26 protein-coding genes and 1 riboswitch are annotated in these 25,327 nt (G+C 67.1%); of the genes, 10 read left to right on the top strand and 16 right to left on the bottom strand.

Going from position 1 to position 25,327, the window contains the following annotated elements:
- Nucleotides 1-165 precede the first annotated feature (165 nt).
- On the top strand, nucleotides 166-807 hold the full coding sequence (locus J2X65_RS04730) for a GNAT family N-acetyltransferase (RefSeq protein ID WP_310198737.1): 642 nt from the start codon (nucleotides 166-168) through the stop codon (nucleotides 805-807).
- Between the two features lie 33 nt (nucleotides 808-840).
- On the opposite strand, the gene J2X65_RS04725 is transcribed toward J2X65_RS04730, so the two are convergent.
- Nucleotides 841-1,245 (bottom strand): flagellar export protein FliJ, encoded by a 405-nt coding sequence (locus J2X65_RS04725; protein WP_310198733.1) that lies wholly within the window; start codon nucleotides 1,243-1,245, stop codon nucleotides 841-843.
- Between the two features lie 533 nt (nucleotides 1,246-1,778).
- Between J2X65_RS04725 and ctrA the strand changes: the two genes are divergently transcribed.
- Entirely contained in the window at nucleotides 1,779-2,480 is a 702-nt protein-coding gene (gene ctrA, locus J2X65_RS04720; protein WP_310198729.1) for a response regulator transcription factor CtrA, read from the top strand.
- A 73-nt stretch (nucleotides 2,481-2,553) separates the two neighbouring features.
- On the opposite strand, the gene J2X65_RS04715 is transcribed toward ctrA, so the two are convergent.
- The 5 genes from J2X65_RS04715 to chpT form a co-directional block, all read right to left on the bottom strand.
- Entirely contained in the window at nucleotides 2,554-3,414 is an 861-nt protein-coding gene (locus tag J2X65_RS04715) for a methyltransferase domain-containing protein (protein WP_310198726.1), read from the bottom strand.
- A 228-nt stretch (nucleotides 3,415-3,642) separates the two neighbouring features.
- Nucleotides 3,643-4,023, bottom strand: coding sequence for a DUF305 domain-containing protein (locus tag J2X65_RS04710; RefSeq protein ID WP_310198724.1), 381 nt, complete (start codon nucleotides 4,021-4,023; stop codon nucleotides 3,643-3,645).
- A gap of 72 nt (nucleotides 4,024-4,095) precedes the next feature.
- Entirely contained in the window at nucleotides 4,096-4,557 is a 462-nt protein-coding gene (locus J2X65_RS04705) for a hypothetical protein (protein WP_310198722.1), read from the bottom strand.
- A 188-nt stretch (nucleotides 4,558-4,745) separates the two neighbouring features.
- Complete coding sequence (locus J2X65_RS04700; protein WP_310198719.1) at nucleotides 4,746-5,855, bottom strand: chemotaxis protein CheW; 1,110 nt, start codon at nucleotides 5,853-5,855, stop codon at nucleotides 4,746-4,748.
- Nucleotides 5,856-5,984: 129 nt separating this feature from the next.
- Nucleotides 5,985-6,626: a histidine phosphotransferase ChpT gene (gene chpT, locus J2X65_RS04695; protein WP_310198716.1), complete on the bottom strand. Its 642-nt coding sequence runs from the start codon at nucleotides 6,624-6,626 to the stop codon at nucleotides 5,985-5,987.
- Between the two features lie 332 nt (nucleotides 6,627-6,958).
- Here chpT and J2X65_RS04690 point away from each other — a divergent pair, with 332 nt between their 5' ends.
- The gene (locus tag J2X65_RS04690; RefSeq protein ID WP_310198713.1) at nucleotides 6,959-7,549 is read left to right on the top strand and encodes a DUF1134 domain-containing protein; all 591 of its coding nucleotides are present in this window, start codon (nucleotides 6,959-6,961) and stop codon (nucleotides 7,547-7,549) included.
- A gap of 290 nt (nucleotides 7,550-7,839) precedes the next feature.
- Nucleotides 7,840-9,141, top strand: coding sequence for a hypothetical protein (locus J2X65_RS04685; protein WP_310198710.1), 1,302 nt, complete (start codon nucleotides 7,840-7,842; stop codon nucleotides 9,139-9,141).
- A gap of 281 nt (nucleotides 9,142-9,422) precedes the next feature.
- On the opposite strand, the gene J2X65_RS04680 is transcribed toward J2X65_RS04685, so the two are convergent.
- The 5 genes from J2X65_RS04680 to J2X65_RS04660 form a co-directional block, all read right to left on the bottom strand.
- Nucleotides 9,423-10,028 carry a thiamine phosphate synthase gene (locus J2X65_RS04680; protein WP_310198708.1) on the bottom strand — a complete coding sequence of 202 codons (606 nt, stop codon included), beginning with the start codon at nucleotides 10,026-10,028 and terminating at the stop codon, nucleotides 9,423-9,425.
- A gap of 195 nt (nucleotides 10,029-10,223) precedes the next feature.
- Nucleotides 10,224-11,030, bottom strand: a complete 807-nt coding sequence (locus J2X65_RS04675) for a thiazole synthase (RefSeq protein ID WP_310198705.1) — start codon at nucleotides 11,028-11,030, stop codon at nucleotides 10,224-10,226.
- A gap of 1 nt (nucleotide 11,031) precedes the next feature.
- Nucleotides 11,032-11,229, bottom strand: coding sequence for a sulfur carrier protein ThiS (gene thiS / locus J2X65_RS04670; protein WP_310198701.1), 198 nt, complete (start codon nucleotides 11,227-11,229; stop codon nucleotides 11,032-11,034).
- Complete coding sequence (gene thiO / locus J2X65_RS04665; RefSeq protein ID WP_310199384.1) at nucleotides 11,207-12,241, bottom strand: glycine oxidase ThiO; 1,035 nt, start codon at nucleotides 12,239-12,241, stop codon at nucleotides 11,207-11,209. The genes thiS and thiO overlap by 23 nt, the downstream gene beginning before the upstream one ends.
- Before the next feature lie 49 nt (nucleotides 12,242-12,290).
- Nucleotides 12,291-12,428: riboswitch (TPP riboswitch) on the bottom strand.
- A gap of 50 nt (nucleotides 12,429-12,478) precedes the next feature.
- Entirely contained in the window at nucleotides 12,479-14,704 is a 2,226-nt protein-coding gene (locus tag J2X65_RS04660) for an MHYT domain-containing protein (RefSeq protein WP_310198699.1), read from the bottom strand.
- Nucleotides 14,705-15,078: 374 nt separating this feature from the next.
- Between J2X65_RS04660 and J2X65_RS04655 the strand changes: the two genes are divergently transcribed.
- Both J2X65_RS04655 and J2X65_RS04650 read left to right on the top strand, forming a co-directional pair.
- Nucleotides 15,079-15,798 (top strand): phosphatase PAP2 family protein, encoded by a 720-nt coding sequence (locus tag J2X65_RS04655; protein WP_310198697.1) that lies wholly within the window; start codon nucleotides 15,079-15,081, stop codon nucleotides 15,796-15,798.
- A 93-nt stretch (nucleotides 15,799-15,891) separates the two neighbouring features.
- Nucleotides 15,892-16,101, top strand: a complete 210-nt coding sequence (locus J2X65_RS04650) for a hypothetical protein (protein ID WP_310198694.1) — start codon at nucleotides 15,892-15,894, stop codon at nucleotides 16,099-16,101.
- Nucleotides 16,102-16,227: 126 nt separating this feature from the next.
- On the opposite strand, the gene J2X65_RS04645 is transcribed toward J2X65_RS04650, so the two are convergent.
- The gene (locus J2X65_RS04645) at nucleotides 16,228-16,623 is read right to left on the bottom strand and encodes an MAPEG family protein (protein ID WP_310198691.1); all 396 of its coding nucleotides are present in this window, start codon (nucleotides 16,621-16,623) and stop codon (nucleotides 16,228-16,230) included.
- Between the two features lie 65 nt (nucleotides 16,624-16,688).
- On the opposite strand from J2X65_RS04645, the gene J2X65_RS04640 reads away from it, so the two are divergent.
- Complete coding sequence (locus J2X65_RS04640; RefSeq protein WP_310198686.1) at nucleotides 16,689-17,207, top strand: NUDIX hydrolase; 519 nt, start codon at nucleotides 16,689-16,691, stop codon at nucleotides 17,205-17,207.
- A gap of 29 nt (nucleotides 17,208-17,236) precedes the next feature.
- Here J2X65_RS04640 and J2X65_RS04635 read toward each other — a convergent pair whose 3' ends face one another.
- From J2X65_RS04635 to J2X65_RS04620, 4 genes are all read right to left on the bottom strand, one after another.
- The gene (locus J2X65_RS04635; protein WP_310198684.1) at nucleotides 17,237-17,644 is read right to left on the bottom strand and encodes a DUF1236 domain-containing protein; all 408 of its coding nucleotides are present in this window, start codon (nucleotides 17,642-17,644) and stop codon (nucleotides 17,237-17,239) included.
- 129 nt (nucleotides 17,645-17,773) lie between these two features.
- On the bottom strand, nucleotides 17,774-19,033 hold the full coding sequence (locus J2X65_RS04630; protein WP_310198681.1) for a multidrug effflux MFS transporter: 1,260 nt from the start codon (nucleotides 19,031-19,033) through the stop codon (nucleotides 17,774-17,776).
- A gap of 481 nt (nucleotides 19,034-19,514) precedes the next feature.
- Nucleotides 19,515-20,927: a TRAP transporter large permease subunit gene (locus J2X65_RS04625; protein WP_310198679.1), complete on the bottom strand. Its 1,413-nt coding sequence runs from the start codon at nucleotides 20,925-20,927 to the stop codon at nucleotides 19,515-19,517.
- A gap of 60 nt (nucleotides 20,928-20,987) precedes the next feature.
- Nucleotides 20,988-21,527: a TRAP transporter small permease subunit gene (locus J2X65_RS04620; RefSeq protein ID WP_310198676.1), complete on the bottom strand. Its 540-nt coding sequence runs from the start codon at nucleotides 21,525-21,527 to the stop codon at nucleotides 20,988-20,990.
- A gap of 394 nt (nucleotides 21,528-21,921) precedes the next feature.
- Here J2X65_RS04620 and J2X65_RS04615 point away from each other — a divergent pair, with 394 nt between their 5' ends.
- From J2X65_RS04615 to J2X65_RS04605, 3 genes are all read left to right on the top strand, one after another.
- On the top strand, nucleotides 21,922-22,734 hold the full coding sequence (locus J2X65_RS04615) for an HAD family hydrolase (protein ID WP_310198674.1): 813 nt from the start codon (nucleotides 21,922-21,924) through the stop codon (nucleotides 22,732-22,734).
- Entirely contained in the window at nucleotides 22,731-23,690 is a 960-nt protein-coding gene (locus J2X65_RS04610; protein ID WP_310198671.1) for a sugar-binding transcriptional regulator, read from the top strand. The genes J2X65_RS04615 and J2X65_RS04610 overlap by 4 nt, the downstream gene beginning before the upstream one ends.
- 247 nt (nucleotides 23,691-23,937) lie before the next feature.
- Nucleotides 23,938-25,257, top strand: a complete 1,320-nt coding sequence (locus J2X65_RS04605; protein WP_310198669.1) for a sugar ABC transporter substrate-binding protein — start codon at nucleotides 23,938-23,940, stop codon at nucleotides 25,255-25,257.
- Nucleotides 25,258-25,327 lie beyond the last annotated feature (70 nt).

Raw genomic sequence — 25,327 nt, 5'->3', positions numbered from 1 at the left:
CCCTTGCCGCGCAGGCGTTCCGGCCCTCTGCCGTCCAGCACGGCGGGCGTCCCCGGCGCCCGGTGTCCTCCTAGGCGCGGAAAGCCGTTCAACTCGCGCTGAATATGCTCTAAGGCAGGCATTCTGACCGGCGCGAGCCGGCCCTTCCAGCCGCCGGCCGCCCCGATGACCGATCGCCTCGCCCCTGCACCTGCCCTTATCCCTGCCCCTGTTCTTGCGCTTGACGGCCTCACGCCGGTTCCGGCGGGCAAGATCGCCGCCATCGTCACTTTTCTGGAGATGCGCGCGCGCCCGGCGCCGCTGCCGGAGCCGTCAGGCCACGGGCTTGAGGTTCGGCGCGTCGAGCGTCCCGATGCCGGCTGGTATCGCGCTCTGTTCCGCCGCATCGGCGAGGACTGGCTGTGGTTCTCGCGCCTGCGCCTCCCGGATGCCGAGCTGGCGGCGATCCTCGACGATCCGGCGGTGGAGGTCCATGTGCTGATGCGCGGCGCCGACGAGATCGGCCTGCTGGAGCTCGATTGGCGGGTGCCCGGCGAGCCGGAGCTCGGCTTTTTCGGCCTGGTGCCCGGCGAGACCGGCGCCGGGGCCGGCCGCGTGCTGATGAACCGGGCGATCGAGCTGGTCTTCGCCCGGCCGCTGACCCGCTTCTTCGTGCACACCTGCACGCATGATCATCCGGCGGCGGTGGGCTTCTATACCAAAGCGGGCTTCACCGCGGTGGGGCGGGCGGTGGAGATCGCCGACGATCCGCGGCTCGACGGCACCATCCGGCGCGATGCCGCCCCTCACATTCCGGTGATCGGCTAGCGCGCCGGCCGCCGGTGCCTTGGGGGCCGGTGTTCAGGCCAGCGATACCGAGGTGGAGCGGGCGCGCCGGCCGCCGGCCGGGCGCGGCACCTCGACGGCATCCAGCCCGCGCTCGCGCTCGCCGAGCGCCTCGACCTTCTTCAGTTCGTCCAGCGCCGCGTCGAGCTGTTCGCGGGCCTCGTCGAGCTGGCCTTTCAGCTCCTCGGCCGAGCGGCGCAGATTGTCGCGGCGGGTGGCCGCGGCGCGGGCATAGGTGGGATAGGCGAAATGGCTGGTATCGGTGATGCCCGCGCGCTGCTCCTCGGCGAGAATCTCGCGATCGAGGTCGCGCGCCATGCGGTCGAAATCGGCGATCATGCCGTCGATCTGCGCGAAATGGCGGCGCTTCTCCTCGGCCTGGAACCGCCGGAGGCGAATGACGGTGTCGAGCGACTTCATGCCGGCGTTACTCCCGCTGTCGGGCCGGAGGCCCGCCGGCGCCCATCGGCACCGACGCCAGACCGCCCGGGTCGAGCCGCCCTTACCCGGCGGCACGGCCATCTTGGCGCCCAGAGGTTGCCGCTTCCTTACATTTTTGGGGGGAAAGATATCCCGAGGCGGTATTCGGACGGCTTTCCAGGGGTTTGGAAACGATTTGTTTACCGGCTCCATTAATGATCGTTCACGTCCGGTGTGATCCGGCGCCTTGGCGCGAAAGCCGAGTCGCCAGATTCACTTAAGCGCATATCTTAAGATTCGGCTTGAGACAGTCGGTCACAAAAATTCTGGTTCATCGCCAGCCTCTTGCGGGAAGACTCGAAGAAAGTTCGTGGCAACCGCTTGTGCTGGGGAATCCGGTTTTGTTACCCATTGGATCGTAGTTGACGAATCGGTGTGCCGAGCCGGGCGCGGGGTTGGGGTGACGCTCGGAACGGGAGTTGTCCGATTGTGCGCTGAAACCCCGGGGGCCGTGGCGAGGGAAGGGGATTGGCATGCGCGTCTTGCTCATCGAGGACGACCGCGCGACCGCGCAGAGCATCGAACTGATGCTCAAGTCCGAGAGCTTCAACGTCTACACGACGGATCTCGGCGAAGAGGGTGTCGACCTCGGCAAGCTCTACGACTACGACATCATCCTGCTCGATCTGAACCTGCCGGACATGTCCGGCTATGATGTTCTGAAAGGGCTTCGCGTCGCCAAGGTGAAGACGCCGATCCTCATCCTCTCCGGCCTTGCCGGCATCGAGGACAAGGTGAAGGGTCTCGGCTTCGGCGCCGACGACTATCTCACCAAGCCGTTCCACAAGGACGAGCTGGTGGCGCGCATCCATGCCATCGTGCGCCGCTCCAAGGGCCACGCGCAGTCGGTGATCACCACCGGCGACCTCGTGGTCAATCTCGACACCAAGACCGTCGAGGTCGGCGGCGCCCGCGTGCATCTCACCGGCAAGGAGTACCAGATGCTGGAGCTCCTCTCGCTGCGCAAGGGCACGACGCTGACCAAGGAAATGTTCCTCAACCATCTCTATGGCGGCATGGACGAGCCCGAGCTGAAGATCATCGACGTGTTCATCTGCAAGCTGCGCAAGAAGCTCGCCAATGCGTCGAGCGGCCACAACTTCATCGAGACGGTGTGGGGCCGCGGCTATGTGCTGCGCGAGGCCGGCGAGCAGGAACAGCGCATCCCGGCCTGAACCGTCCGGCACCGCCGCCAGATCACGACCCCGCCGCGAGGCGGGGTTTTGCGTTTCAGCCCTCCCCTCGGTTTCAGCCCTCCCCCCGCAGGAACGGGGCCGCCCGGTGTCCCGGCCCGTCGTCATGGCGGACCGCGCTAGCCACGATGGCCCGCAGCCGCCCCTCGATCCTCCCCGGCCCGAAGCGCGCCCTCAGCATCGGCACCACCGCCTCGGTCACCTCGTCGAGCCGGCCGGGCGCGCGCTCCTCGATCTCGCCCCTGAGCGGCGTGCCCTGGCAGAAGCCGATGGCGAGGTCGCGGGCGGAAGGCATCCGGCCGGTGTGGTTCACCACCGCGGCCGCGAAATCGGCGAGCCCGGCCGCCTCGACATCGGCATACATCTTGTCGAGGCTGGAATAGCCGTGGGGCGTGCGGGCCATGAACCGCGGCGGATCGCCCGGAAACACCGCCGCCAGCGCCTCGGTCGTCGCCTGCGCGAAATCATTCACCGCGAGCCGGTCCCAGACGTTGAACATCAGCGTGCCGCCCGGCACCAGCACGCGGCGCACCTCGCGCAGGCCCTGCGCCTTGTCGGGAAGGAACATCACCCCGAACTGGCAGATCACCGCATCGAAGACCCGGTCCTCGAAGGGCAGCGCCATCGCGTCGGCCTGTTGCCAGTGGATGCGCGGGTCGGGACCGTGCCGTGCCGCCACCTCCAGCATGCCGGGGTTGAGGTCGGTGGCGACGATGCGCGCCTGCGCCGGCAGCCGCTCGGCGAGCGCGCGGGTCGCGGCCCCGGTGCCCGCCGCCAGTTCCAGCACGCGATAGGGCTCCAGCGCGGCCACCCGCAGCGCCAGATCGGCGGCGAAGGGCGCGAACAGGGCCGGCACCAGCAGCCGGTCATATATGTCGGGAACGGCGCCGGCGAATAGGCTGTCACTGCCCGGCATGGCGGCCTCCGTAGACACCCCCCCGTGTGCTCGCGCCGGCAGATGATAGCACGCCTGCGTCCCCGCGTCCGGCCCGCCCGCGCCGCGCCCTCCCGGCAGAGTGGAAGAGCCGGGGTGGCCCCGGCCCTTCCCGCACGGCGCGCCTTTGGTGGAACGGCCAGGCCCCGGTCGCCCGTGGCCTGGTCGCCCGTGGCCTGGTCGCCGCGGCCTGGTTGCCCTGGGGCAGCCTTACTCCGCCTTCTTGGCCAGCCAGGCCTTGAGGAAGGCGATCTCGCTCTCCTGCGCCTTGATGATCTCCTCGGCCAGCCGGCGCAGTTCCGGATCCTTGCCGTACTGCAACTCGATGCGGGCCATGTCGATGGCCCCCTGGTGATGCGGGATCATGCCGCGGGCGAAATCGACGTCGGTATCGCCAGTCATCGGCTCGCTCATGCCCTGGTGCATGCGGGCATTGGCGGCCTCGAAGGCCTTGGAGGACGGGCTGGCCGCGCCCCCGCCCATATGCGCGCTGTGATCCATGCCGGGCATGGCGGCGGACTGGGCGAAGGCCGGCGCGGCGAAGACAAGCAGACCGGCGGCGACAAGGCCGCCCTTGAGTGTCGTATTCATGGGATCAGTTCCTGAAATGGGATCGAAACGCGCCCCGACATGCGGCCGGGCGCGATGACACGTCGATGGTGCTCAGGCGTGTCGCGGCGGCGGATCCGGTCGGGCGAGGCTGGTGCCAGCCATCGGCAGTGCCGGCCGGGCGGTGAGCGCGGCCGGCGTCGCTAGCGGCGAAGCGAGATGGGAGACGCTGAGCGGCGGCACCATCAGGCAGGTGAGGACGCAGCACAGATGCGCGAGTGACACCCCTCCCCCATGCGGCGCCCCGTCCCGAACGGTGGTGCCGTCCGGCTGGGCGGCATGTTGCATCGGCACCGCCACCGCTTCGGCGGCGACGCCCTCATGGCACGGCATGGGAGCAGCCGCCAGCGCGGCCCCAAGCGGGGAAGCGTCCGTCGCGGCGTGCTGCGGCGTGGCGGCGCTTGCCATCATGCGGCCGGCCATTGCCTGCGCCGCCGTCACCGGCCCGGCCAGGGTGAAGGCCAGCGCGATCAGCGCGGCGATCAATCTCGCAAGGGCTATCCGGCGTGCTGCCAAGGGGCGGTTCCACCTTCCGCTTCGACGAGACGTCAGATTAGAGCATGTGCCGCGCAATCCGAATGACTTCTGCGTCAGCTCCGGCCAGTCGCCTTCGGCCAGTGGCGTTCGGTCACGGCTCCATCGGACGGAACCTGCCGCATTGTCGACCGGCGGCAGGCCGCGAATGGCAGGCGCAATGCCCTGGTTCACGAAGCCGTGCGAGGCCCCCAGCCGAGCCCGGCGGCGACCAGCCGCGCGGTGTCGCCCGGCGGCAGATGGCCGTCAAAGCCTTCCAGCCGGCCCGGCCGCCCGGTCAAGGCGAGGCACACCGCCGTCGAGGGCGCCGCGCCCGTCGGCACGCCATAGGCGTCGACGTCATAGATCACCACGTCGAAGCGGCCGGCAGCGAGTTCCAGCGCCCGCGCATGGTCGGCAAGCGAGACGTGATGGCCGAGCGCCCGCACCAGCGCCTGCGCCTGAGTCCGCGCCGGGCCGTCCCGCATCACCAGCAGCACCCGCGCCACGCCGCGCTCCGCCGGCGCCCGGCCGGGCTCCAGCAGCGGATAGCTGTGCCCGTCGGCGACCAGCCGGCGCGCGGGACCGGCGCTCTCCACCCGCCCCTCCGGCGCCAGGCCGAGAATGGCCTCCACCGGCACCGGCGTGCCGTCGCGCCCGAGGCGCAGCAGATAGGAACGTCCGGCGATCTCGCCGGGGCAGCGTATCGCCTTGAGGCTGGCGACGCTCACCGCCTCAGGGCCATGGCCGGCGCGGCGCACCACCAGATGCGCCTCGGGCGCCGCCGGGGCGGCCTTGCGGCCGAACACGCCGATGGTCATGTCGAGCATCGCCGCCTGCCGTCCGTCGGGCAGGCGGGCGACGCCGCCGATCAGGTCGGCACAGGGGGCGAAGCGGCTGCGCCAGTCCTCCGGCATCAGCTGGATCTCGGCGCGGGAGTCCACGGGCTCGTCGTCGATCAGCGCCGTCGCTCGCACCTTGCCCTCGCTGCCGAACAGCACCAGCGCACCGCACTCGGGCGACTTGGCCTCGGCAAGGCCGAGCCGGGTGGAAAGCCGGATCAGCGGCAGGCCGGAAGTGCCGAGCGTGCCCTTGCCCGCCATGCGGGCGAGCTGCTCGAAGCGCGCGCGTCCCAGCGGCATGACGTTGACGATGCGCGAGGACGGCAGGGCGAACCGCATGCCGCCGAGGCGAAACACCAGCACGCCGACAGTGGCATCCCCGCGTGCCGGCAACGGACCGGGGGCGCCGGCAGCACGGGCGGAAGAAGCTAGCGGGGCGAGGGATTCGATCGGCGACATCTCGGAACCGGCTACTCTCACGGGAAGGGAGCAATTCCCTTTCGGGGTACCGTCGAGTGTGCGCCGGGCAATGTTAACGGGTTCTGAAGATCGCTGACCGAGGGTCAGGCGAAAGCCGGACGCCCGCCCTCAGGACGCCGCCGCCGCGATCAGCACCGCCTCGCCGTCCATCGAGAAGGTGATGGCGACCCCGACCTCGCGGGCGAGCAGGCCGGTATAGTGCGGCTGGATGGCGTGGGCATCGATCTGCCCGTCCTCCGCCACCTGGCCGGCCAGCAAAGTCGGCAGATGCGCGGGAATGCGCGCATGGCTGCCCTCGGTGCGCAGCCGGAAGCCGTCGCCCTCGCCGCTTCCCGCCACCTGGATGCGCCCGCCGCGCGGAATCGTCGCGACCGCCACCAGCAGCAGGTTGAGCAGCAGCTTCACCCGGTTCTTCGGCAGCAGCGCGCGGGGCACCTGCCAATCGAGGCTGGTCCGGTCGTCCTGGATGAAGCCGCGCGCGACGTTCTCGGCGTCGCCGGTGTCGATCTGCGCGCCGGCCGAGCCGGCGGCGCCGAAGGCCAGCCGGCAGAACTGCAGCCGGGCGGACGCCTGCCGGGCGCTCTTGGCGATCAATTCCAGCGCGAACTGCTTCATTGAGGGATCGTCCTCGTCCTCCAGCACCTCCAGCCCGTTGACGATGGCGCCGACCGGGCTGATCACGTCGTGGCAGACGCGTGAGCACAGCAGGGCGGCGAGGTCGAGCTTGTCGAGGTCGATGGCGGTCGTCATCGCGGCTCCGTCACGGCAAGGCGAAAAGACAAAACATCCCGCGAATCGCCGGGCACCCGGCGCGGGCGGACAGGAGGCGGTGATACACCGCACCCGCCGCCGCGCCAACCGGCAGGCGCGGCCCCTCGCCTCGTCACGGAGGCGGCACGGGCGCGGCCCAGAGGCGGCACGGCGCGCGGCACGGGCGCCGGCTGCCTTCCTAACGCCCATCTGCGTGTTAATGATACGTTGGGATTCGGCCGTCCACCGTCTCCCGCGAGCCGCACGATCCACACGCACGCCGCTTCCTACGCATGTCAGAACGTCAGCCCGTTCCCAATGTGAGACCGCTCATGCCGACCTTGCGCGCCCTTCTCGCCTGCCTGTCGCTCCTGGTGCTTCCCGCCCTCGCCGTCCCGGCGGCGGCGCAGTATCAGCAGCCGCCGCAACAGCCGGGCAACAGCACCTATTCCACCGACGAGCTGGTCTCCCGCGGCCACGGCTTCTTCGGCGAGGTCTCGCGCGGCCTCGCCCTGTCGATCGAGAAGGCGGTCGGCCAGTGGGGCCAGCCCAACGGCTATATTCTCGGCCAGGAGGGCGGCGGCGCCTTTGTCGGCGGCCTGCGCTACGGCGAGGGCACGCTGTACACCCGCAATGCCGGCGATCTCAAGGTGTTCTGGCAGGGCCCGTCGCTGGGCTGGGATTTCGGCGGCGACGGCGCCCGCACCATGATCCTGGTCTACAACCTCAATTCCATCAACGACATCTTCCGCCGCTTCGGCGGCATTTCCGGCTCGGCCTATTTCGTCGCCGGCTTCGGCATGACCGCGCTCGCCAGCGACAATATGGTGGTGGTGCCGATCCGCTCGGGCGTCGGCGTGCGCCTCGGCGCCAATATCGGCTATTTGAAGTTCACCCCCAACGCGACCTGGAACCCGTTCTGAGCCGGGCGATATCGCAAGAATTGACCGGACGCCGGCATGCCGGGTGGTTCCGCGCGGCGCGCAACCCTCCTAGACTGGCGGGACCGGGGGCCTCGGTGGCGCCCGGGCAGTGGCCATGCGGGCCGGCGGCGGCCCGCCCGGAACCGGAAGCGTCGCCGCTCCGACGGAAAATGCTCTGGATTCAAGGGGCTGGTACCCTTGCAACGTAGTTTCAACATTTGCCCGACATGCTCTAGTGTCGGCGCATGGGCCTGCGCCTTCGGGGCACGCGTAATGGATGAGGTCGCCGCATGATCGAAGCGGTCATGTATGCCGCCATCGGCTTCCTGACGGCGACCCTGCTCGCCCTGCTGATCCTGCCGGCCGTCTGGCGGCGGGCGGTGCGGCTCACGCGCCGGCGGGTGGAGAACGCCATTCCCGTCACCCTCGCCGAGATCCAGGCCGACAAGGACCATCTGCGTGCCGCCCACGCCGTGGAGTTGCGCCGCCTCGAGCGGGAGGTCGATGCGCTCTATGCCCGCACCAGCGAGCAGTGGGAGCGCCGGGTCGCCCAGGATGGCGAGCTTCTCGCCCGCTCCACCGCGCTGGCCGAAATCACCGCCCGGTTCGAGGAGCTGCAGGCCCGGCAGGGCGAGCTCGCCGCCCATGATGCCGGCCTCGCCGCCGCTCTCGCCGAGCGCACCGCTGAGCTCGACGAAACCCGCGCGACGCTGGAGACCACCCAGACCGCGCTGCTGGCCACCCGCCGGACGCTGGACGACACCGCGGCCCGCGCCAATGGCCTCGAGGTCGAGAACGCGGCGCTGACGACCTTGCGCGAGACGCTGAAGGCGCGGGTCGACGATCTCGACCGTCACCTTGCCACCACCTCCGCCCATCTCGCCGAGGATCGCGTGCGGCTGCGCGACAGCGAGCAGGCTCTTGCCGCCGAGCGCGCCCGCACGGCCGAGCTCACCACCCGTCTCGCGGCGCTGCAGCTCGAATTCGAGACGACGTCCGCGCGTGCCGAGGTGCTCGCCACCGATCTCGCGGCGCTGGGCATGGAGGCCGGACGGCTGACGGAGCGCACCCGCGCCGCCGAGGCCCGCCGCGACGAGGCGCTGCATCAGGCCGACAGCGCCGTCGCTGCCGCTCACGCCGCGCAGAGCTCGGCCGAAGCCGCGGCCGCTCAGGCGAACGACCTCGCCCGCATGCTGCGAGCGGAGATCGACATGCTGGAAGGCGCGCTCGCCAAGGCACGGGCGGAGCGCGGCGACGTGCAGGCCCGCCTCGATGCGCTGCGGCCGGAGGCCGGCGGCGGCACGCCGGATGCGGCGGCGCTGCGGGCCCGCATCGGCGAGATCGGGGCCGAGGTGGCCGCCATGGTGGCGACGCTGGAAGGCGCGGGCTCGCCGATCGACGCCATCCTCGCGGCCAATCCGCCGGTGGGCGGTGCGCCGCTGCTCGCCGACCGCATCCGCGCGCTGCGGGAGCAGGCCCGGCAGCAGACGCGGCAGGACGTGCGGCAGGATGTGCGCCAAGACATGCGGCAAGACATGCGGCAGGATTCACCGGTCTCGCTGGTGCCCTCGGATAGGGCGGTGGCGGAATAGCGCGGGCGGACGCCCCAGGCCCGCCGCCACGTCGGGGCACCGGCGCGCGCATCGGCCGCGCGCCGGAATGCGCCTGTGGATTGTCGATAACCAGCCGAGCCCGCCCGGCTCAGGGACAGGTCAAGGGCCGCCCGCGCGACCGCCGGGAGGCCCATCGTCGCCCCCGCCTCCGCCGCGGGTCAATGATGCCGGCAAGCGGAAGGCGCATGTCCGGCTCCAGCCTCCCAAGGGAATGGAGCCCGGCGAAAGCCGGGCGCGGCGAGGCGCAGTGCGCCTCGCCTTCACACATAGTCGCGGGTCAGTTCGACGAAGGCGCGGGCGCGGGCTTCCGGATGCGGGTTCAGCAGCACGTCGGTCACTACCGAGATGCTGTCGGCGCCTGCGTCGAGCACGCCGCGGGCCCGGTCGAGATTGACGCCGCCAATGCCCACCAGCGGCAGGTCGCCGACCCGCTTCTTCCATCCGGCCACGCGCTCCAGCCCCTGCGGCGCCCATTTCATCGCCTTGAGGATGGTCGGATAGACCGGCCCCAGCGCCACATAGTCGGGCTGCACCGCCAGCGCGGTGTCGAGTTCCGCCTCGTCATGGGTGCTGACCCCGAGCCGCATTCCGGCGCGGCGGATCGCCGGCACGTCGGCCTCCGTGAGGTCCTCCTGGCCGAGATGCACGAAGTCGCAGCCGGCATCGATGGCGAGCTGCCAATAGTCGTTGACGACCAGCTGCGCGCCGTAGCGCGCGCACACCGCCTTGGCCTCGGCAATCTCGCGCCGAAGCTCGTCCGTCTCCATGTCCTTGGCGCGCAGCTGCACCAGCTTCACGCCCTGCGGCAACAGGCGCGGCAGCCAGCTGGCGCGGTCGACGATCAGGTAGAAGGGGTCGAGCTTCATGGGGCGTCTTTCTTGGTTTTGCCGTTGCCGCGGGGCAGGCGTCGCCCCGGCCGGGGACGACGGCATCCGTCCACGCCGCCAAGGCGGGGCGTCTGGCGCATTTTCGGGCGAAGCGGATGCCGGCTCGCGAGAAGAAAACGCGTGAAAACAGCAAGCTGGAGTCCTTCCGGTGCACTCGAGCCCACCGGAAGTCCTCTAGCCGAAATGCGCCTGCCCCATCACCGGGGTGGAAGGTGCCGCCATGTCGCGGGCCTCCATCGGGTCGGCGCGGAAGCCCTCGCGGCCGGCCTCGATGGCAAGGGCGAAGGCGCGGGCCATCTTCACCGGGTCGCCAGCCTTGGCCACCGCCGTGTTGAGCAGCACCGCGTCATAGCCGAGCTCCATCGCCGCCGCCGCGTGCGAGGGCACGCCCACCCCGGCATCCACCACCAGCGGCACGCGCGGGAAATGCGCCCGCATCGAGCGCAGGCCATAGGGGTTGTTGAGCCCGCGGCCGGAACCGATCGGCGCGCCCCAGGGCATCAGCACCTCGCAGCCGGCGGCGAGCAGCTTGTCGGCCACGATCAGGTCGTCCGTCGTATAGGGGAACACCTGGAAGCCGTCGCGCGAGAGAAGTCGCGCCGCCTCGACGAGGCCGAACACGTCGGGCTGCAGCGTGTCGTCCTCGCCGATCACCTCCAGCTTGATCCACGGGGTGTCGAACAGCTCGCGCGCCATCTCGGCGGTGGTCACCGCCTCCTTCACCGTCTTGCAGCCGGCGGTGTTGGGCAGCACCTTCACCCCGAGGTCGCGGATCAGCTGCCAGAAGCTCTGACCGGCTTTCGCCGCGCCGGATTCGCGGCGCAGCGACACGGTGACGATCTCCGCCGCGCTGGCGCGGATCGCCTCGGCCAGGATCGCCGGCGAGGGATATTGCGCGGTGCCGAGCAGCAGCCGCGACTGTACCTGCGTCCCGTAGAATTCCACCGGGTCGGCGGCGGCGTGGGGCGTATAGGCGTCCATCTCAGCCTCCCTGCATCGGCGCGAGGATCTCCACCCGGTCGCCGGCGGCGATCGGGGTTGCGTCACGCTTGGCCTTGCGCACCATCGCCCCGTTCACGGCGGTGGCGACGATGGCATCGGCATAGCCGAGCTCGGCCATCAGCTCGGCAAGGGTGGCGGCGCGGATCTCCGCCGCCTCACCATTCACGATGATCTTCATCCATCACCTCCGGGAAATGCGTCCCGTCGAAAGCCAGCTCCGCGGCGCGGCGGGCGAGCGCCGGCGCCAGCAGGAAGCCGTGGCGGTAGAAACCGTTGACGAGGATCGTGCGGCCACGCCGGCGAATGCGCGGCAGGTTGTCGGGAAAGGCCGGCCGCACATCGGCGCCGATCTCCACCACCTCCGCCTCGCCAAAGGCGGGATGCAGCGCATAGACGGCGGAGAGCAGCTCCAGCAGCGAGCGCCCGGTCACCCGCCCGCGCTCGTCATTCTCGATCGAGGTGGCGCCGATCATGAAATGCCCGTCGCCACGCGGCACGATATAGACCGGGATGCGCGGGTGCAGCATGCGGACGGGACGCTTCAGCGAAATCTCGGTGGAGTAGAGCACCAGCATCTCGCCCTTCACCCCCCGGAGGTCGGCAAGCACGTCGCGGGCGGCGAGCCCGCGGCAATCCAGCACCACATCGGCGCCATCGTCCACCGGCGCGGACGAGTTGGCCGGATCGTACACCTCACTGGACACGTCGGACTGATAGCGGAAGGTAACGCCATACTCGCCAACCAGCCGTCCGGTGAGCGCGGCGAGCGCCTTGCGCGGCTCGAGATGCGCCTCGGTCGGGAAGAACAGCCCCTGCTCGAAGCGGCCGGCAAGATCCGGCTCCAGCTCCGCGAGCCGGGCGCCGTCGATCCAGTCATAGCCTTCGGTGCGGCGGGAAAAGCGTTTCAGATCAGGCAGATCGCGCGCCTGCGCCAGCACAAGGCTCCCCTCGGCGGGAACGCCCGGCACCTCGCGGCGCCAGTAGTCGAGCGACTCGAAACCCAGCTCGGCGACAAGCGGCTCGGCGCTCTCGCGCTCGCACCACGGCGCCAGCATGCCGCCGGCATACCAGGAGCACCCCTGCCCCGAGCCGGATTTCCTTTCAAGAACAGTAACTTGCGCGCCCCGTTGCGCGAAAGCGTGCGCGCAGGTCAGCCCGGCGACCCCGGCGCCGACAATGGTGACACGCATGGCATTCGCGGCGCGGGCGGGCGCGGCTTCGTCATGATGGAGAATGATCGGATCGCTCATGCAGCCTCCCTCCGCCAGTCCAAACTGGATCAGGTTCAAAGGGTCGCCATGCCGCAAAACGCTGATATTCAAGCTGTTTGCGCCGATGGCCTCTCAGCCTCCTGACGAGGCTCCCCCGGACGCATCTGATATAATCATTCGTCGGCACGCTGTCACGATGCGGTCGACAATATTCCCTCACGCCTGCCGCGACGATAAGGACACCACGTTGTCGACCGGCCGATGCAGCACCTCGTTCAACACCCGGTCGAGCGCATCCTGCCCGAACGGCTTGGCAAGCCGGCGGAAACGGGCATCGGCCCCGTCGGGCAGCTGCGCGTAGCCGGTGCCGAGAACGATCGGAAGTGACGGAAAACGCTCGCCAATCGCCGCCGCGAGCTGCAACCCGGTCATGCCCGGCATCGCCTGATCGGTGAGAACGAGGTCGAAGGTCTCGCCATCGGCCAGCAGCGCCAGTGCCTCTTTACCCGAGCTCGCCTCGACGACCTGATAGCCGAGATCCTCGATCATGGCCGCGGTCGCGGAAAGCACCAGCGGATCGTCGTCGACCACCAGCACGCGCTGCGAACCGTCCTCGCGTCGCGGGCGCGCGGGCGCAGGCGCCGCTGGCGCCGCGATCGGGGCGCGTGCGCCGGGGGCGATCGGCAGGTATATGGACGCCGCAGTACCTTGCCCCGCCCGGCTGGTGAGTGTCAGCCGGCCGCCGGACTGCGCCGCCAGCCCATGCACCATGGCAAGGCCAAGGCCCGTTCCCTTGCCCACCCCCTTGGTGGTGAAGAACGGCTCCGTGGCCCGCGCCAGCGTCGTCTCGTCCATGCCGACGCCATTGTCGGCAACCGTCAGGCACAGGAAGCTGCCCTCGGCCCCCTCCCCCACGGTCTCCGCCTTGGCCTCACTGGCGCTGATCACGATGGTGCCGCCCTCCGGCATGGCATCCCGGCCATTCACGACGAGATTGAGCAGCGCCAGTTCAAGTTGGTTGGCATCGACCATTGCCCTCGGCAGGCCGAGCGGAAAGCGGGTCTCCACCCTGATCGTCGGCCCGATCGAGCGGCGCAGCAGATCCGCCATGCTGAGCACCAGTTCGGGCACGTCGACCGGCTCGGGCTTGAGATCCTGCCGGCGAGCGAAGGCGAGCATGCGCTGGGTCAGCGCGGCGCCGCGCTGCGCCGCCTGCATTGTGTTCTCCAACAGGACCCGCAGGCGCTCATCCTCCTGCGCCCGGCGGCGCGCAAGTTCGAGATTGCCGACGATCACCGCCAGCAGATTGTTGAAATCATGGGCGATTCCGCCGGTCAGCTGTCCTACCGCCTCCAGCTTTTGCGCCTGACGAAGCGCCGCCTCGGCCCGCCTGCGTTCCGTTACATCGACGAGACCGCATAAGGTCTTGACGAGATGTCCCTCGGCATCGCGCTCGGCGACGGCGGAGAGAACGCAATCAATATGTCGCCCGTCCTTGGCGACCATTGTGTATTCTGCCTCGTGCAGTTCGCCAGCACTCAGCAGGCGCGGCCAATGCTCCTCATTGCGGCGACGGGCGGAGTCCAGCGTCATGAAATCGGTCAGCAGCCGGCCCATGACCTCCTCCTCGCGATAACCGAGGAGGTCGAGCCAGCTCTGGCTCACCTGCTGGATGCGTCCATCGGCCCCCAGCGAATGCAGCGGCAGCGGCGTATGGCGATAGAGGTGGCGGAAGCGCTCCTCGCTGTCCCGCACCATCGCCGCGGCATGGTCCGCGAGCACGCCCGAGCGGCGGTCATACATGACGGCGAGGATTGCCGTAAATAGGATCACCACCGTCGAAGCGGTGACAGCGGTCACCAATTGCCCCGACCCCACCACGGTGCCTGCCGCCGGCACCGGAATCGCCATGTCCGGAACCATGGAGAAGCCGGCCATAGCGATGTAATGCATGCCGGAAATGCCGATGCCGAGTGCGGCGGCGGCGGCCAGCCTCTGCATGGTGGAGTGAAGACGGAAAGAAAGCCAAAGCGCTGCGGTCGACGCGACGATCGCCACGCCCACGGCAACCGCCACGTGGATCGGCTCATAGCTCACATGGGCTTGCATGCGCATGGCGGCCATGCCGGCATAGTGCATGCCGACGATGCCTAGTCCCATGACAATGCCGCTGATCAGCACCACCCGTCGACCGGCACGGCGGCACGCGGCATAGAACGCTGCACCGGTGGCAACCAGCGCAACGATGAAGGACGCCAATGTCTGCAACGCGTCATAGGCGACGGGGATGGGCAGGCGGATCGCCATCATGCCGATGAAATGCATGGACCATATGCCACCACCGAGAACCGCGGCCGCGGCGCATAACCACCACCGCCGCGCCGCGCCCACGGCGGACGGAATGCGAGTCGCCAGATCGAGCGCGGTATAGGACGCTGCCATCGCAATGAAGACCGACAAGCCGATCAGTGCAACGTCGTGCCCCTCAACGCCATGTATCTCCACCTTTGCCCAACTCCCACCAACACCACGGCGGCATCACCCACGCGCCGGCATCTTCTTGAGACATCCCCTACGTGCATATGCTTTGATCTCTCTCTCCTCTGGCAGGCGGCGGGAGAGATCGACGACGTGGATGATCATTTCAGTGCAGATAGCCGAGCAGCCACAGGACCAGGATGATCGGCAGGGGAATTCCAAGGAGCCAGAGCAGACCACCTTTCAACATAAATGCCTCCGTCGTGAATGTGTCGAAGAAACACTCCGCCCGTGCTTCGGTTCCCATCCGGCAAAGAATCCGTCATCCTGAGAACGACATGACCGTCAACCCAACCAATCCGCCGCGCCGGAACGCGAACCCCGCCGAGATCGGCGGCCTGCTTATCCTGGCCCTGGCCGCCGCCGGCCTGCTGGTTTTCGCCCTCATCGCCGATGGCGTGCGCGAGGGAGGGACCCGCGGCTTTGATGAGGCGGTGTTGCTCCTGTTCCGCCAGCCCGGCTACCCCGCCTTGCCGATCGGACCGGCTTGGCTGGAAATCGCAGTGCGCGACTTTACCAGCCTGGGCAGCACCACAGGGCTCGCCACCCTCACCCTGCTGACTGCCGGCTACCTCGCGGTGGATGGCAAACGTGCCGCCGCTCTGTTCGTGCTCATCGCCACCGGCAGCGGGATGCTGCTCAGCTTCGTGCTCAAGATCGGCTTCGACCGCCCGAGACCCGACATCGTCGATCGTCTCGTCGATGTCCATACGCTGAGCTTTCCCAGCGGCCATGCCATGGGCGCCGCCGTCACCTATCTCACGCTCGGCGTGCTGATCGTGCGCACGGAGAGCAAGCGACGCATCAAGGTCTATGTGCTCGGGGTCGCGCTGGGACTGACGCTGCTGATTGGCCTCAGTCGCATCTATCTCGGCGTGCATTGGCCGACGGACGTCCTTGCCGGCTGGTGCGCCGGCAGCGCATGGGCATTGCTGTGCTGGCTGGTAGCGAGCTGGCTGCAGCGACGCGGGCAGATCGAGCCGGCGGATTCTAACTGAGACAAGGCCCTTGGCGGCCGCTCCGCCCCGCGCCTATGCTGTGCCGACGGGGCCGCCAGAGCCTTGTGAGGAACGCCAATCGAGGAGGATCTCATGTCCACCAGCACGCCCGAAGGCAATCTGATCCGCGAGATCGGGGTCATCGAAACCACCCAGTCCGACAACATCCTGCGTTGGGACGGTGAGGAACTCTATGTCGAGCAGGACATCTACCACAACGGACAGCTCGTACACCGCAAGTACAAGCGTCGGGTGACGCGCAGCGTCGCCCAGGCCCTTGCCACATTGCTGCATCAGCACTGAGCGCGATACAGGACGCAGCGCGTCACCGCCAGCAAAAGACAAGGAAGGTTCGGCCACCCCGTTGGGCGAGCCTTCCTGCGCTGATGAACTCCAAACTTCCGCGAAACGAGCGCCCGGCGACGGCCGTCATGGCCACAGGACGGCAATCAGGATCAGCCCTAAACCGGTCACGCCGACCAGCCAGACGAGGGAACGCACATACGGCACGCCGAAGCCGTAGAGCGGCACGTAGGCGAGGCGGGACAGGAAATACAACCAGACGCCCCAGAAGGTCGCGGCACCGTTCCGGCCGGCGACGTGAGCGATCAGCACGGCCGCGGCGAAGAGCGGCAAGGTTTCCAGCAAATTGGCCTGCGCCCGGCGCAATCGGCCAGCAAGAACACCCTCCGGTGGCCCCGACCGGTCTCGCGCCCCGGCATTGTAATCGAGCCCCGTCTCCCGGGTCCGGATCGTCGCGGCCAGAAATATTTGCAGGAGCGCGACCACCAACGTCCAGCCGAGCATCGTAAGTTCGATCGTCATGTCACCTCGCCGCATCACCGGATTCGAGGATCGAATATTCTCCAAACTTGTTTACATATGCCCCCATGGACAAGGTCAAACAACGCAAGAAGCGTGCGTCACATGGCTATCCGCTGCCCCAGGTCGCCGCGCTTGCCTATCGCTGGTCGGAGGCTGGCCGGCTGGAGATGCTCGTGCTTTCCTCGCGGGAAACGCATCGGCCGGTCATTCCGAAGGGATGGCCGATCAAGGGACGCAAGGACTGGAAATCCGCCGAGATCGAGGCGCGGCAGGAAGCCGGGCTGGTCGGGCAAATAACCCGCAAGAGCGCCGGGCACTATCGCTACTGGAAACGCATCGACCGCCAGTTCGTGCTGGTGCAGGTCTCGGTCTATCCGCTCGAAGTGAGGCGCCAGCTGGACGACTGGCCGGAACGCAACGAGCGCGTATTGATGTGGCTGCCGCCGGAAGACGCAGCGCTGCTGGTCGATGAAACCGATCTGGGCGCCCTCATCCTCGACGTCGCGGGCGATCTCCGACGGCGACACGATCATGCAACCGGCCTCCCCGAGAGGACGGGGGAGCCGGCTGCCACGACGACCTGAAGTCCGGCTGCGAGATTATTCCACAGCCGTCATTCCAGGACCTGCACCACGCGGTGGGTGCGCGGATCGACCAGGACTGTCCGGTCGTTCACCACCGTATAGCGGTATTCGGTGACGCCATATTCCGCCGGCACCTCATAATAGCGGACACCCGCAGTGGGCAGCTCGGCACCGACCACGACCTCGCGGTCATAACTGTAGGAAGGTACGCGCTCTTCCACGACATACTGGTGGAAACGCGTGCGATGATCCTCGGCAATGCCACCGACCACAGCGCCGGCTACGCCGCCAACCACCGCACCGACCGGCCCGCCGACGATGGCACCGCCTACGGCGCCGGACGTCGCCCCGGCAGCAACGCCTGCACCCTGCTGTGCATTCGCAGCAAGAGGAACGGCCACGAGAAATGCGCTCGCAATAATAGCGTGACGTATCATGATATACTCCTGTTACCCAGCGCCCGTTGCGATGCGGTTACAACGCGAACATACGCAGACCGTTCCCCAACACAGAGAGATATCGACGGGTCAGGCAGGAGAACCAGGATCTACAGGGAACTCTTCCCTCTATTTCTTTACCACGGGCGAGGCACCATGCGCATGCGCCCGGAATAGACGGCCATGTTCGGCAAAAAGCACAAAGCCTAGAGCAGCAACACCAAAAGCGGCAAAGCCGACCGTGAGCGGCAGGGTGGTGCCGTCGAACATCTGACCAAGGCTGGAGCCGAGGATGGCTCCGCCGATCGTGGTGGTGAAGCCCAGCAGCGAGGAAGCGGTTCCCGCCACATGGCCGACCGGCTCCATCGCCATGGCGTTGAAGTTTGATACGACGAGACCGAAGAAGAACATGGTCACGGCCTGCAGCACCGAGAAGAGCAACAGGGTTTCATGGCCCATGAGCACCAGCACGGCATGGATGCAGGTGACCGCGAGATAGCCGAGCAGCGCCGCATGCGACACCCGGCGCATGCCCAGCCGCTCGACAATGCGCGAATTCAGGAACGAGGACATGGCCATGAAGAGGGCGATGGCGGCGAAGATCAGCGTGAACAGGCCGGCGGCATCGAAGACGACGGAAAACACCTGCTGAGCGCTGGTGATGAAGGCGAACAAGCCGCTCATGATCATCGTCATGGCGAACATGTAGCCCATGCTGATGCGGCTGCGCAGCACCAGACCGAAGGCATAGGTGATGCCGCGATAGGAGATCGGGATACGGTCGTCCGGATGCAGCGTCTCCGGCAGACGCACGGTGATCCAGAAGATCAGCAGCGATCCGAAGATCAGCAGCATGCCGAAGATCGCCCGCCAGGGGGCAACCAGCACGATGAGCTGGCCGATCGACGGCGCGATGATCGGCACGGCAAGGAACACGATGAAGGACAGCGACATCACCCGCGCCATCTGCCGGCCGGAATAGCAGTCGCGCACGATGGCGACGGCCAGGATCCGCGTCGCCGCAGCACCGACGCCCTGCAGCACGCGCGCCGCCATCATCACTTCGAACGTGGTGGCGAAAACCGCCCCCAGCGATGCCAGCGTGTAGATGGCCATTCCTACCAATAATACGCGACGACGGCCGAAGCGGTCGGCGAGCGGCCCGTAGACGATCTGCGCCGCGCCGAAGCCCAGAAGATAGCTGGTGATGATGAGCTGCGCATGGTTGGCAGTATCGATCTTCAATGCCCGCCCGATCTCGGGAAGCGACGGCAACATCGAATCGATCGCGATGGCATTGGTGGCCATCATCATCGCGATAAAGGCCACGAACTGCCTGAACCCCATGCCGGGATGGGGATTATCCGGCGTGGGAATCGCAGAGTTCATGCTTGAAATATCCAGAATGCGGCGGGCTTGGAGGCCCGCCTTATCGCGCAATCGAGCCGTGGACACAATTGAGCGGAAGGAAGTAGGGACGAGGGGGCGAACACCGGCCAGGAGGCTCAGGGTGTCGCATCTCGTGCATAGCAGGAAGAATATGCGGCGGTCAGCGCGTATTTATGACAGATAACAGGAATGTGCAATCGCCGACATTCGGTGTGGAATCGGACTAGGATTCTAACGGGGCACGGTTCGCCATCGTCGCTCACGGTGTTATCAGCCGCCATCCAGGCCCCTGCTGATATTCAGCCCCGAACACCGCAGCCCGACGCGATCGCAGCTGCCGTCGCGACGGCAAGGGCGCCGTGCACGGGATTTCCGCGACGTTCGCAGTGTCGGCACGTCGCGGCACAGGTGGCCGGCAAAGCCAGCCACCTGTTGCATGAGCGCGGAGCGGCGGCCGGCCAGACGGCCGGCGCTTAGGCGGTCAGAACTTCGGCGGCGCCATGTCCAGCGCCGGCGCGTCAAACGGCTGGATGTTCAGCTCGATGGTGGAGGGATCGACACCCGAACCGGCATCGATCCAGTAGGTGACCGATTCCGGCCACAGGATCACCACCACCACCAGGACGAGCTGCATCAACAGCCACGGGATCGCCCCCCAATAGATCTGCGAGGTGCGGATCGAAGGCGGAGCGATACCGCGCAGATAGAACAGCGCGAAACCGAAGGGCGGATGCATGAACGCCGTCTGCATGTTCACACAGAGCAGGACGCCGAACCAGATCAGGTTGATATCCAGCTTGACCGCCACCGGAACCAGAAGCGGGATGATGATGAACGCGATCTCGAAGAAATCGAGGAAAAACGCGATGAAGAACACGAAGATATTTACGAAGATAAGGAAGCCGACACGGCCGCCCGGCAGTTGCGAGAGCAGATGCTCGATCCAGCGCGAACCGTCCATGCCCTGAAACACCAGACTGAACACGGTGGCACCGATCAGAATAAAGACCACCATGGCGGTCAGCCGCATGGTGGACGCCATCGCCTGCCGGATAAGATCCCAGCTCAGGCGCCGGTGCAGGGCCGCAAGCACGATGGCGCCGACCGCGCCCATGGCACCGGCTTCGGTGGGAGTGGCAAGCCCCAGCGCCAGCGTGCCCAGCACCAGCGCGATCAGCACGATGGAGGGGATCATGCCCCACAGCACCTGCTTGATCAGCGGCCAGCCGCCCTCCCCGATCGCCTCGGGCGGCAGCGGCGGCATGTGCTGCGGCTTGATGAGCGACAGCACGAACACATAGAGGAGGAACAGCAGGACCTGCAGGATCGAGGGCCCGATGGCGCCGAGATACATGTCCCCGACCGGCTTGCCGAGTTGCTCGGCCAGCACGATGAGAACCAGCGAGGGCGGGATCAGCTGCGTGATGGTGCCGGAAGCGGCGATGACGCCGGTGGCGAGCTTCTGGTCATAGCCATAGCGCATCATCACCGGCAGCGAGATCACGCCCATGGCGATGACCGAGGCCGCCACCGTGCCGGTGATGGCGCCGAGAATGGCACCGACGATGATCACCGCATAAGCAAGGCCACCGGGAACGCGGCCGAACAGTTTACCGGTACCTTCGAGCAGGTCCTCGGCCAGGCCGCAGCGCTCGAGGATCGCACCCATGAAGGTGAAGAACGGGATCGCCAGCAACAGGTCGTTGGAGATGATGCCGTAGAAGCGCAGCGGCAACGCCTGCAGGAAGCTCGAGTGGAAGTGGTCGGTCAGGATACCGAGCGTGCCGAAGAACAGGCCGACCGCGACCAGCGAGAAGGCGACGGGAAAGCCGGCCAGCATGAAACAGATCATGCCGCCGAACATCAGCGGGGGCATCACGCCATGGGAGAACATGTCGGGCTCACTCGTGATGAGAAAGGAGAGAGGCGGCGGGCAGACGCGGCAGGCACCGCATCACTGCAGCGGCTTCTCGTAATGGGTCTCGACGGCGATATCGCCGTGCAGCGCCGCGATGCGCTTGATCAGCTCCGACACGCCCTGGAGCGTGAGCAGAAAGAAGCCGAGCGGCAACAACAACTTGGCTGGCCAAAGGGTCAGCCCGCCGGCGTTCTGCGAGACCTCATCGGAGAGATAGGCCTGCCAGAAGAAAGGAAAGCTGAGCCAGGTGAGATAAAGGCCCGCCGGGATCAGGATGACGAGGAATCCGACGGCATCCACCCACAGCCGCCCGCGATCGGACAGCATCATATAGATGAGGTCGACTCGGACATGTTCGTTTCGCTTCAACGTGTAGGACGCGCCGAGCAGAACCACGGCCCCGAACAGGTACCACTGGATCTCCAGGAGGCCGTTGGTGCTGTAGCTGAAAAGATAGCGTACGGTCGCATTGCCGGCGCTGATCATGCAGGCAAAGAGCACGCAGTAATCGGCGATACGGCCAAACCGCTCATTGATCCAGTCGACCACGCGACTAAAGGCGAGAAGCCCACTCATTGCAACGTTTCCCCTCTTACTCGGCGTCGTTTCTGGTTGTTCCGTTGCTTCCGCCGATTTCAGCTAAGCACGCAAGCTAGACGATCGTCTCAGGCAGGCGTCTGCGCGGCTTTCCCTGCCTCGGCGGGAAGGCGACCGCCCGCTCATTAACGGCAGGCTTTCTTGCAGAAAGACTGAACGGCCGGGGAAAGCAAGCAGCTTCGTGGCCCACAGCTTCAAACCGCAGCCACCGTAACGTAAGCGCCACTGTCGAGACTGGCGGCGGCCTTGCCAGGACGTGTGCATCCTCCCTCTGCGGCGGCGCGTCCCCGGCACGGGAGCGCTGGTCATCGCGCAGTTTCGAGTGCCCCACACGTCCCTGCAATCGTGGGTGAACAGCCACGCAGCGACAAACGTGCTCGAATACGAGGTTCGGCAGCCGCCGATCCCCGCATGCCTGTGGCATGCTGCGCAAGCGTGCCTTCACTGGACGTCGGGTTCGATGAGGATTAGATCGCTCAGCATGCGTCCCGGGCTCATCATTTTTGATTGCGACGGCGTGCTGATCGACAGCGAAGTGCTCAGCGCCCGCGCGCTCATCGACGAGCTAGCCGGTCACGGCGTCGCCGTCGACATCGGCTTCGTGGCGCGACACTTTATCGGCCGCTCCTATCCGGTGATCCTCTCGGAAGTGCGCGAGCGCTTCGATGTCATGCTGCCATCGAGCTTTGAGGCCGATTATCGCGCCCGCCTGATCGCCTCCTTCGAGGGCCGGCTGGCGCCGATGACTGGCGCTGTCGAGACGCTCGAGGCCTTGGCCGTTTCGTATTGCGTCGCCACCTCGTCGAGTCCGCCGCGGCTCGCGGCGTCGCTGAAGATCGCCGGGCTCGACCGCTTCTTCACGGGCCGCGCCTTCACCGCGAGCGAGGTGGCGCGGGGAAAGCCGGCTCCCGATCTCTTCCTGCATGCCGCTGCCCGGATGGGCGTCGCTCCCGCGGCGTGCGTCGTGGTGGAGGACAGTATCCCGGGACTGAAGGCGGGGCTGGCTGCCGGCATGCAGGTGTGGCATTTCACTGGTGGTAGTCATCTCGCCCTCATGGACCTTGTCCTGCCGGACGAACTTCATTTTCACCGGAGTTTTGCCAGCTTCACCGAATTAAGGACGGCGCTGCCGGACCTGTTTCGAGGATCCGCTGCCGCTCCCGCCGATTTGGCCGATCCCGCATGAACCTTCCGATCGAAGTCGGGTCCTCCACCGACGACCAAGCCGCCCGCGCAGCCTGGCTCTATTATGTCGGCGGCCTGACGCAGGACCAGATCGCCGCCGAGATGGGCGTGTCGCGCCAGCGCGCGCAGCGGCTAGTGAGCCGTGCCGTCGCCGCCGGGCTGATCCATGTGCGTCTCAACCACCATCTGGCTAGCTGCCAGGAACTGGAGACGGCGCTGCGCGAGCGCTTTCATCTGGTGCGCTGCCGCGTCATGCCCGGGCTGGGTCCCGACCGCGACCCGGTGCGCGCCATAGCCCCGGCTGCGGCCGAGGAGATGGAGCGCGTGCTGCGCGAAGCCGCGCCCCTCGTCGTCGCTCTCGGCACCGGGCGCGCCATGCGGGGGATGGTGGAGGCGCTCGGCGTGATCGAGGCGCCGCAGCATCGGCTCGTTTCGCTGATCGGCAACATCGCGCCGGACGGCTCGGCTTCCTATTTCGACGTCATCATGCGGCTGGCGGAAAAGGTGCACGCGCCGCACTATCCGATGCCGGTACCGGTGATCTCCGATAGCGCCGAAGAGAACCAGACCTTCCAGTCTCTGGGGCCGGTGCGCAAGGTGCGCGAACTCGCTCGCGCCGCCGACGTGACTTTTGTCGGTGTCGGCCAGATGAGCGACGACGCCCCCCTGCTCACCGACGGCTTCCTCAAGCCGGCGGAACTGAGCGAAGTGCAGAAGGCCGGCGCGGTCGGAGAGGTCGCCGGCCGTATCTTCGATAGTGAAGGTCGCTATCTCGATCTCGCCATCAATCAACGCCTGGGCGGCATGCATGCCCCGGCACCGCGCCCCGATCGCCCGGTTATCGGCATCGCCGCCGGCCCTTCGAAGGTCGCCGCCATCGCCGCGGCGCTGCGCTCGGGGATACTCAACGGGCTGATCACCGACGAGCCGACGGCGCGGAGCGTGCTCGCCACCTGAGGCGCTGTTACCGTTACGCCGTGCCGCTTCGGCAAGTGCCATGGCGTCAGGCCGAGGCGAAACGCTTCCGGCGCTCACGGCGCACGCCCCCTAAATTCCTGTTTTTCAGGCCATTCCTGCCGCGGGCGACGCGTCGAGGCATCCTTGTCTCGCACCCGCAGCATGGGCGGGGGATTGACGTCGCGCCACAGGAGGTGAATGTTTGCCCACAAGGCGATGAATTGCTCAAATCGCCAGGGAGGAAGCCATGACTGTTGCCGTTCGCGCCCTGATGGGCGCGTCGTTGCTGCTTGCCGCCACCGGAGCCGCCTCGGCACAAACCACGATCACCGTTGCGACGGTCAATAATGGTGACATGATCCGGATGCAGCGCCTGATGCCGGACTTCAACGCCAAGCACCCCGACATCAAGGTCAACTGGGTGACACTGGAAGAAAACGTGCTGCGCCAGCGCGTCACCACCGATATCGCCTCAAAGGGCGGCCAGTATGACGTGCTGACCATCGGCAATTACGAGGTACCGATCTGGGCCAAGCAGAACTGGCTCCTGCCGCTCGAAAATCTCGGCGCCGATTATCAGGAGGCCGACCTGCTGCCGCAGGTGGCGCAGAGCCTCACCGTCAACGGCAAGCTTTATGCGGTGCCGTTCTACGCCGAAAGCTCGATGTTGATGTACCGCGCCGACCTTCTGGAGAAGGCCGGACTGAAAATGCCGGAAAATCCGGACTGGGACTTCATCACCGAGGCGGCGGCCAAGATGACCGACAAGGCGGCCGGCATGTACGGCATCTGCCTGCGCGGGAAGGCCGGCTGGGGCGAGAATATGGCGTTCCTCACCTCCATGAACAATTCCATGGGTGGCGCTTGGTTCGACATGAAGTGGAAGCCGCAGTTCGACGGCCCCGAGTGGAAGAAGACGCTTGAGACCTATCTGAAGCTGATGAGCAGCTATGGCCCGCCCGGCGCCTCGTCCAACGGCTTCAACGAGAATCTCGCGCTGTTCCAGACCGGCAAATGCGGCATGTGGATCGACGCCACTGTCGCGGCTTCCTTCCTCTCCGATCCTAAGGAGTCCAAGGTTGCCGATAAACTGGGGTTCGCACCGGCTCCAACCCGCGCGGGCGGCCGGAACCACGGCAACTGGCTGTGGTCATGGAACCTTGCCATCCCGGCAAGCTCGGCCAAGGCCGATGCCGCCAAGACCTTCGTCGCCTGGGCGACCTCGCCGGCCTACGCCAAGCTGGTGGCAGAGAAAGAGGGCATCGCCAATGTGCCGCCCGGCACCCGCACCTCGCTCTACAAGAACCCGGATTATCTCAAGGCTGCCCCCTTCGCGCCGATGACGCTCAAGGCCATCCAGTCGGCCAACACGCAGCATCCCTCCGAGAAGGAAGTGCCCTATACCGGCGGCCAGTTCGTGGCGATCCCGGAATTCCAGGCGATCGGCACCGCGGTGGGACAGCAATTCTCCGCCGCGCTCGCCGGCAAGGCAAAGGCCGACCAGGCATTGGCCGCCTCCCAGGCCCTGACGTCCCGCGAGATGACCCGCGCCGGCTATCCCAAATAGCGGCGCCACTTAACGGCGATTCGAGGAGGGTGGCGCGCTCCCGCGCCGCCCGCCACCCCTCCCTTGCCCC

This window comes from Ancylobacter sp. 3268 (genome assembly GCF_031456575.1).
In the GTDB taxonomy this organism is placed as follows: domain Bacteria; phylum Pseudomonadota; class Alphaproteobacteria; order Rhizobiales; family Xanthobacteraceae; genus Ancylobacter.
The sequence above is the reverse complement of the archived record's forward strand: the minus strand, read 5'-3'. Positions and strand labels throughout refer to the sequence as shown.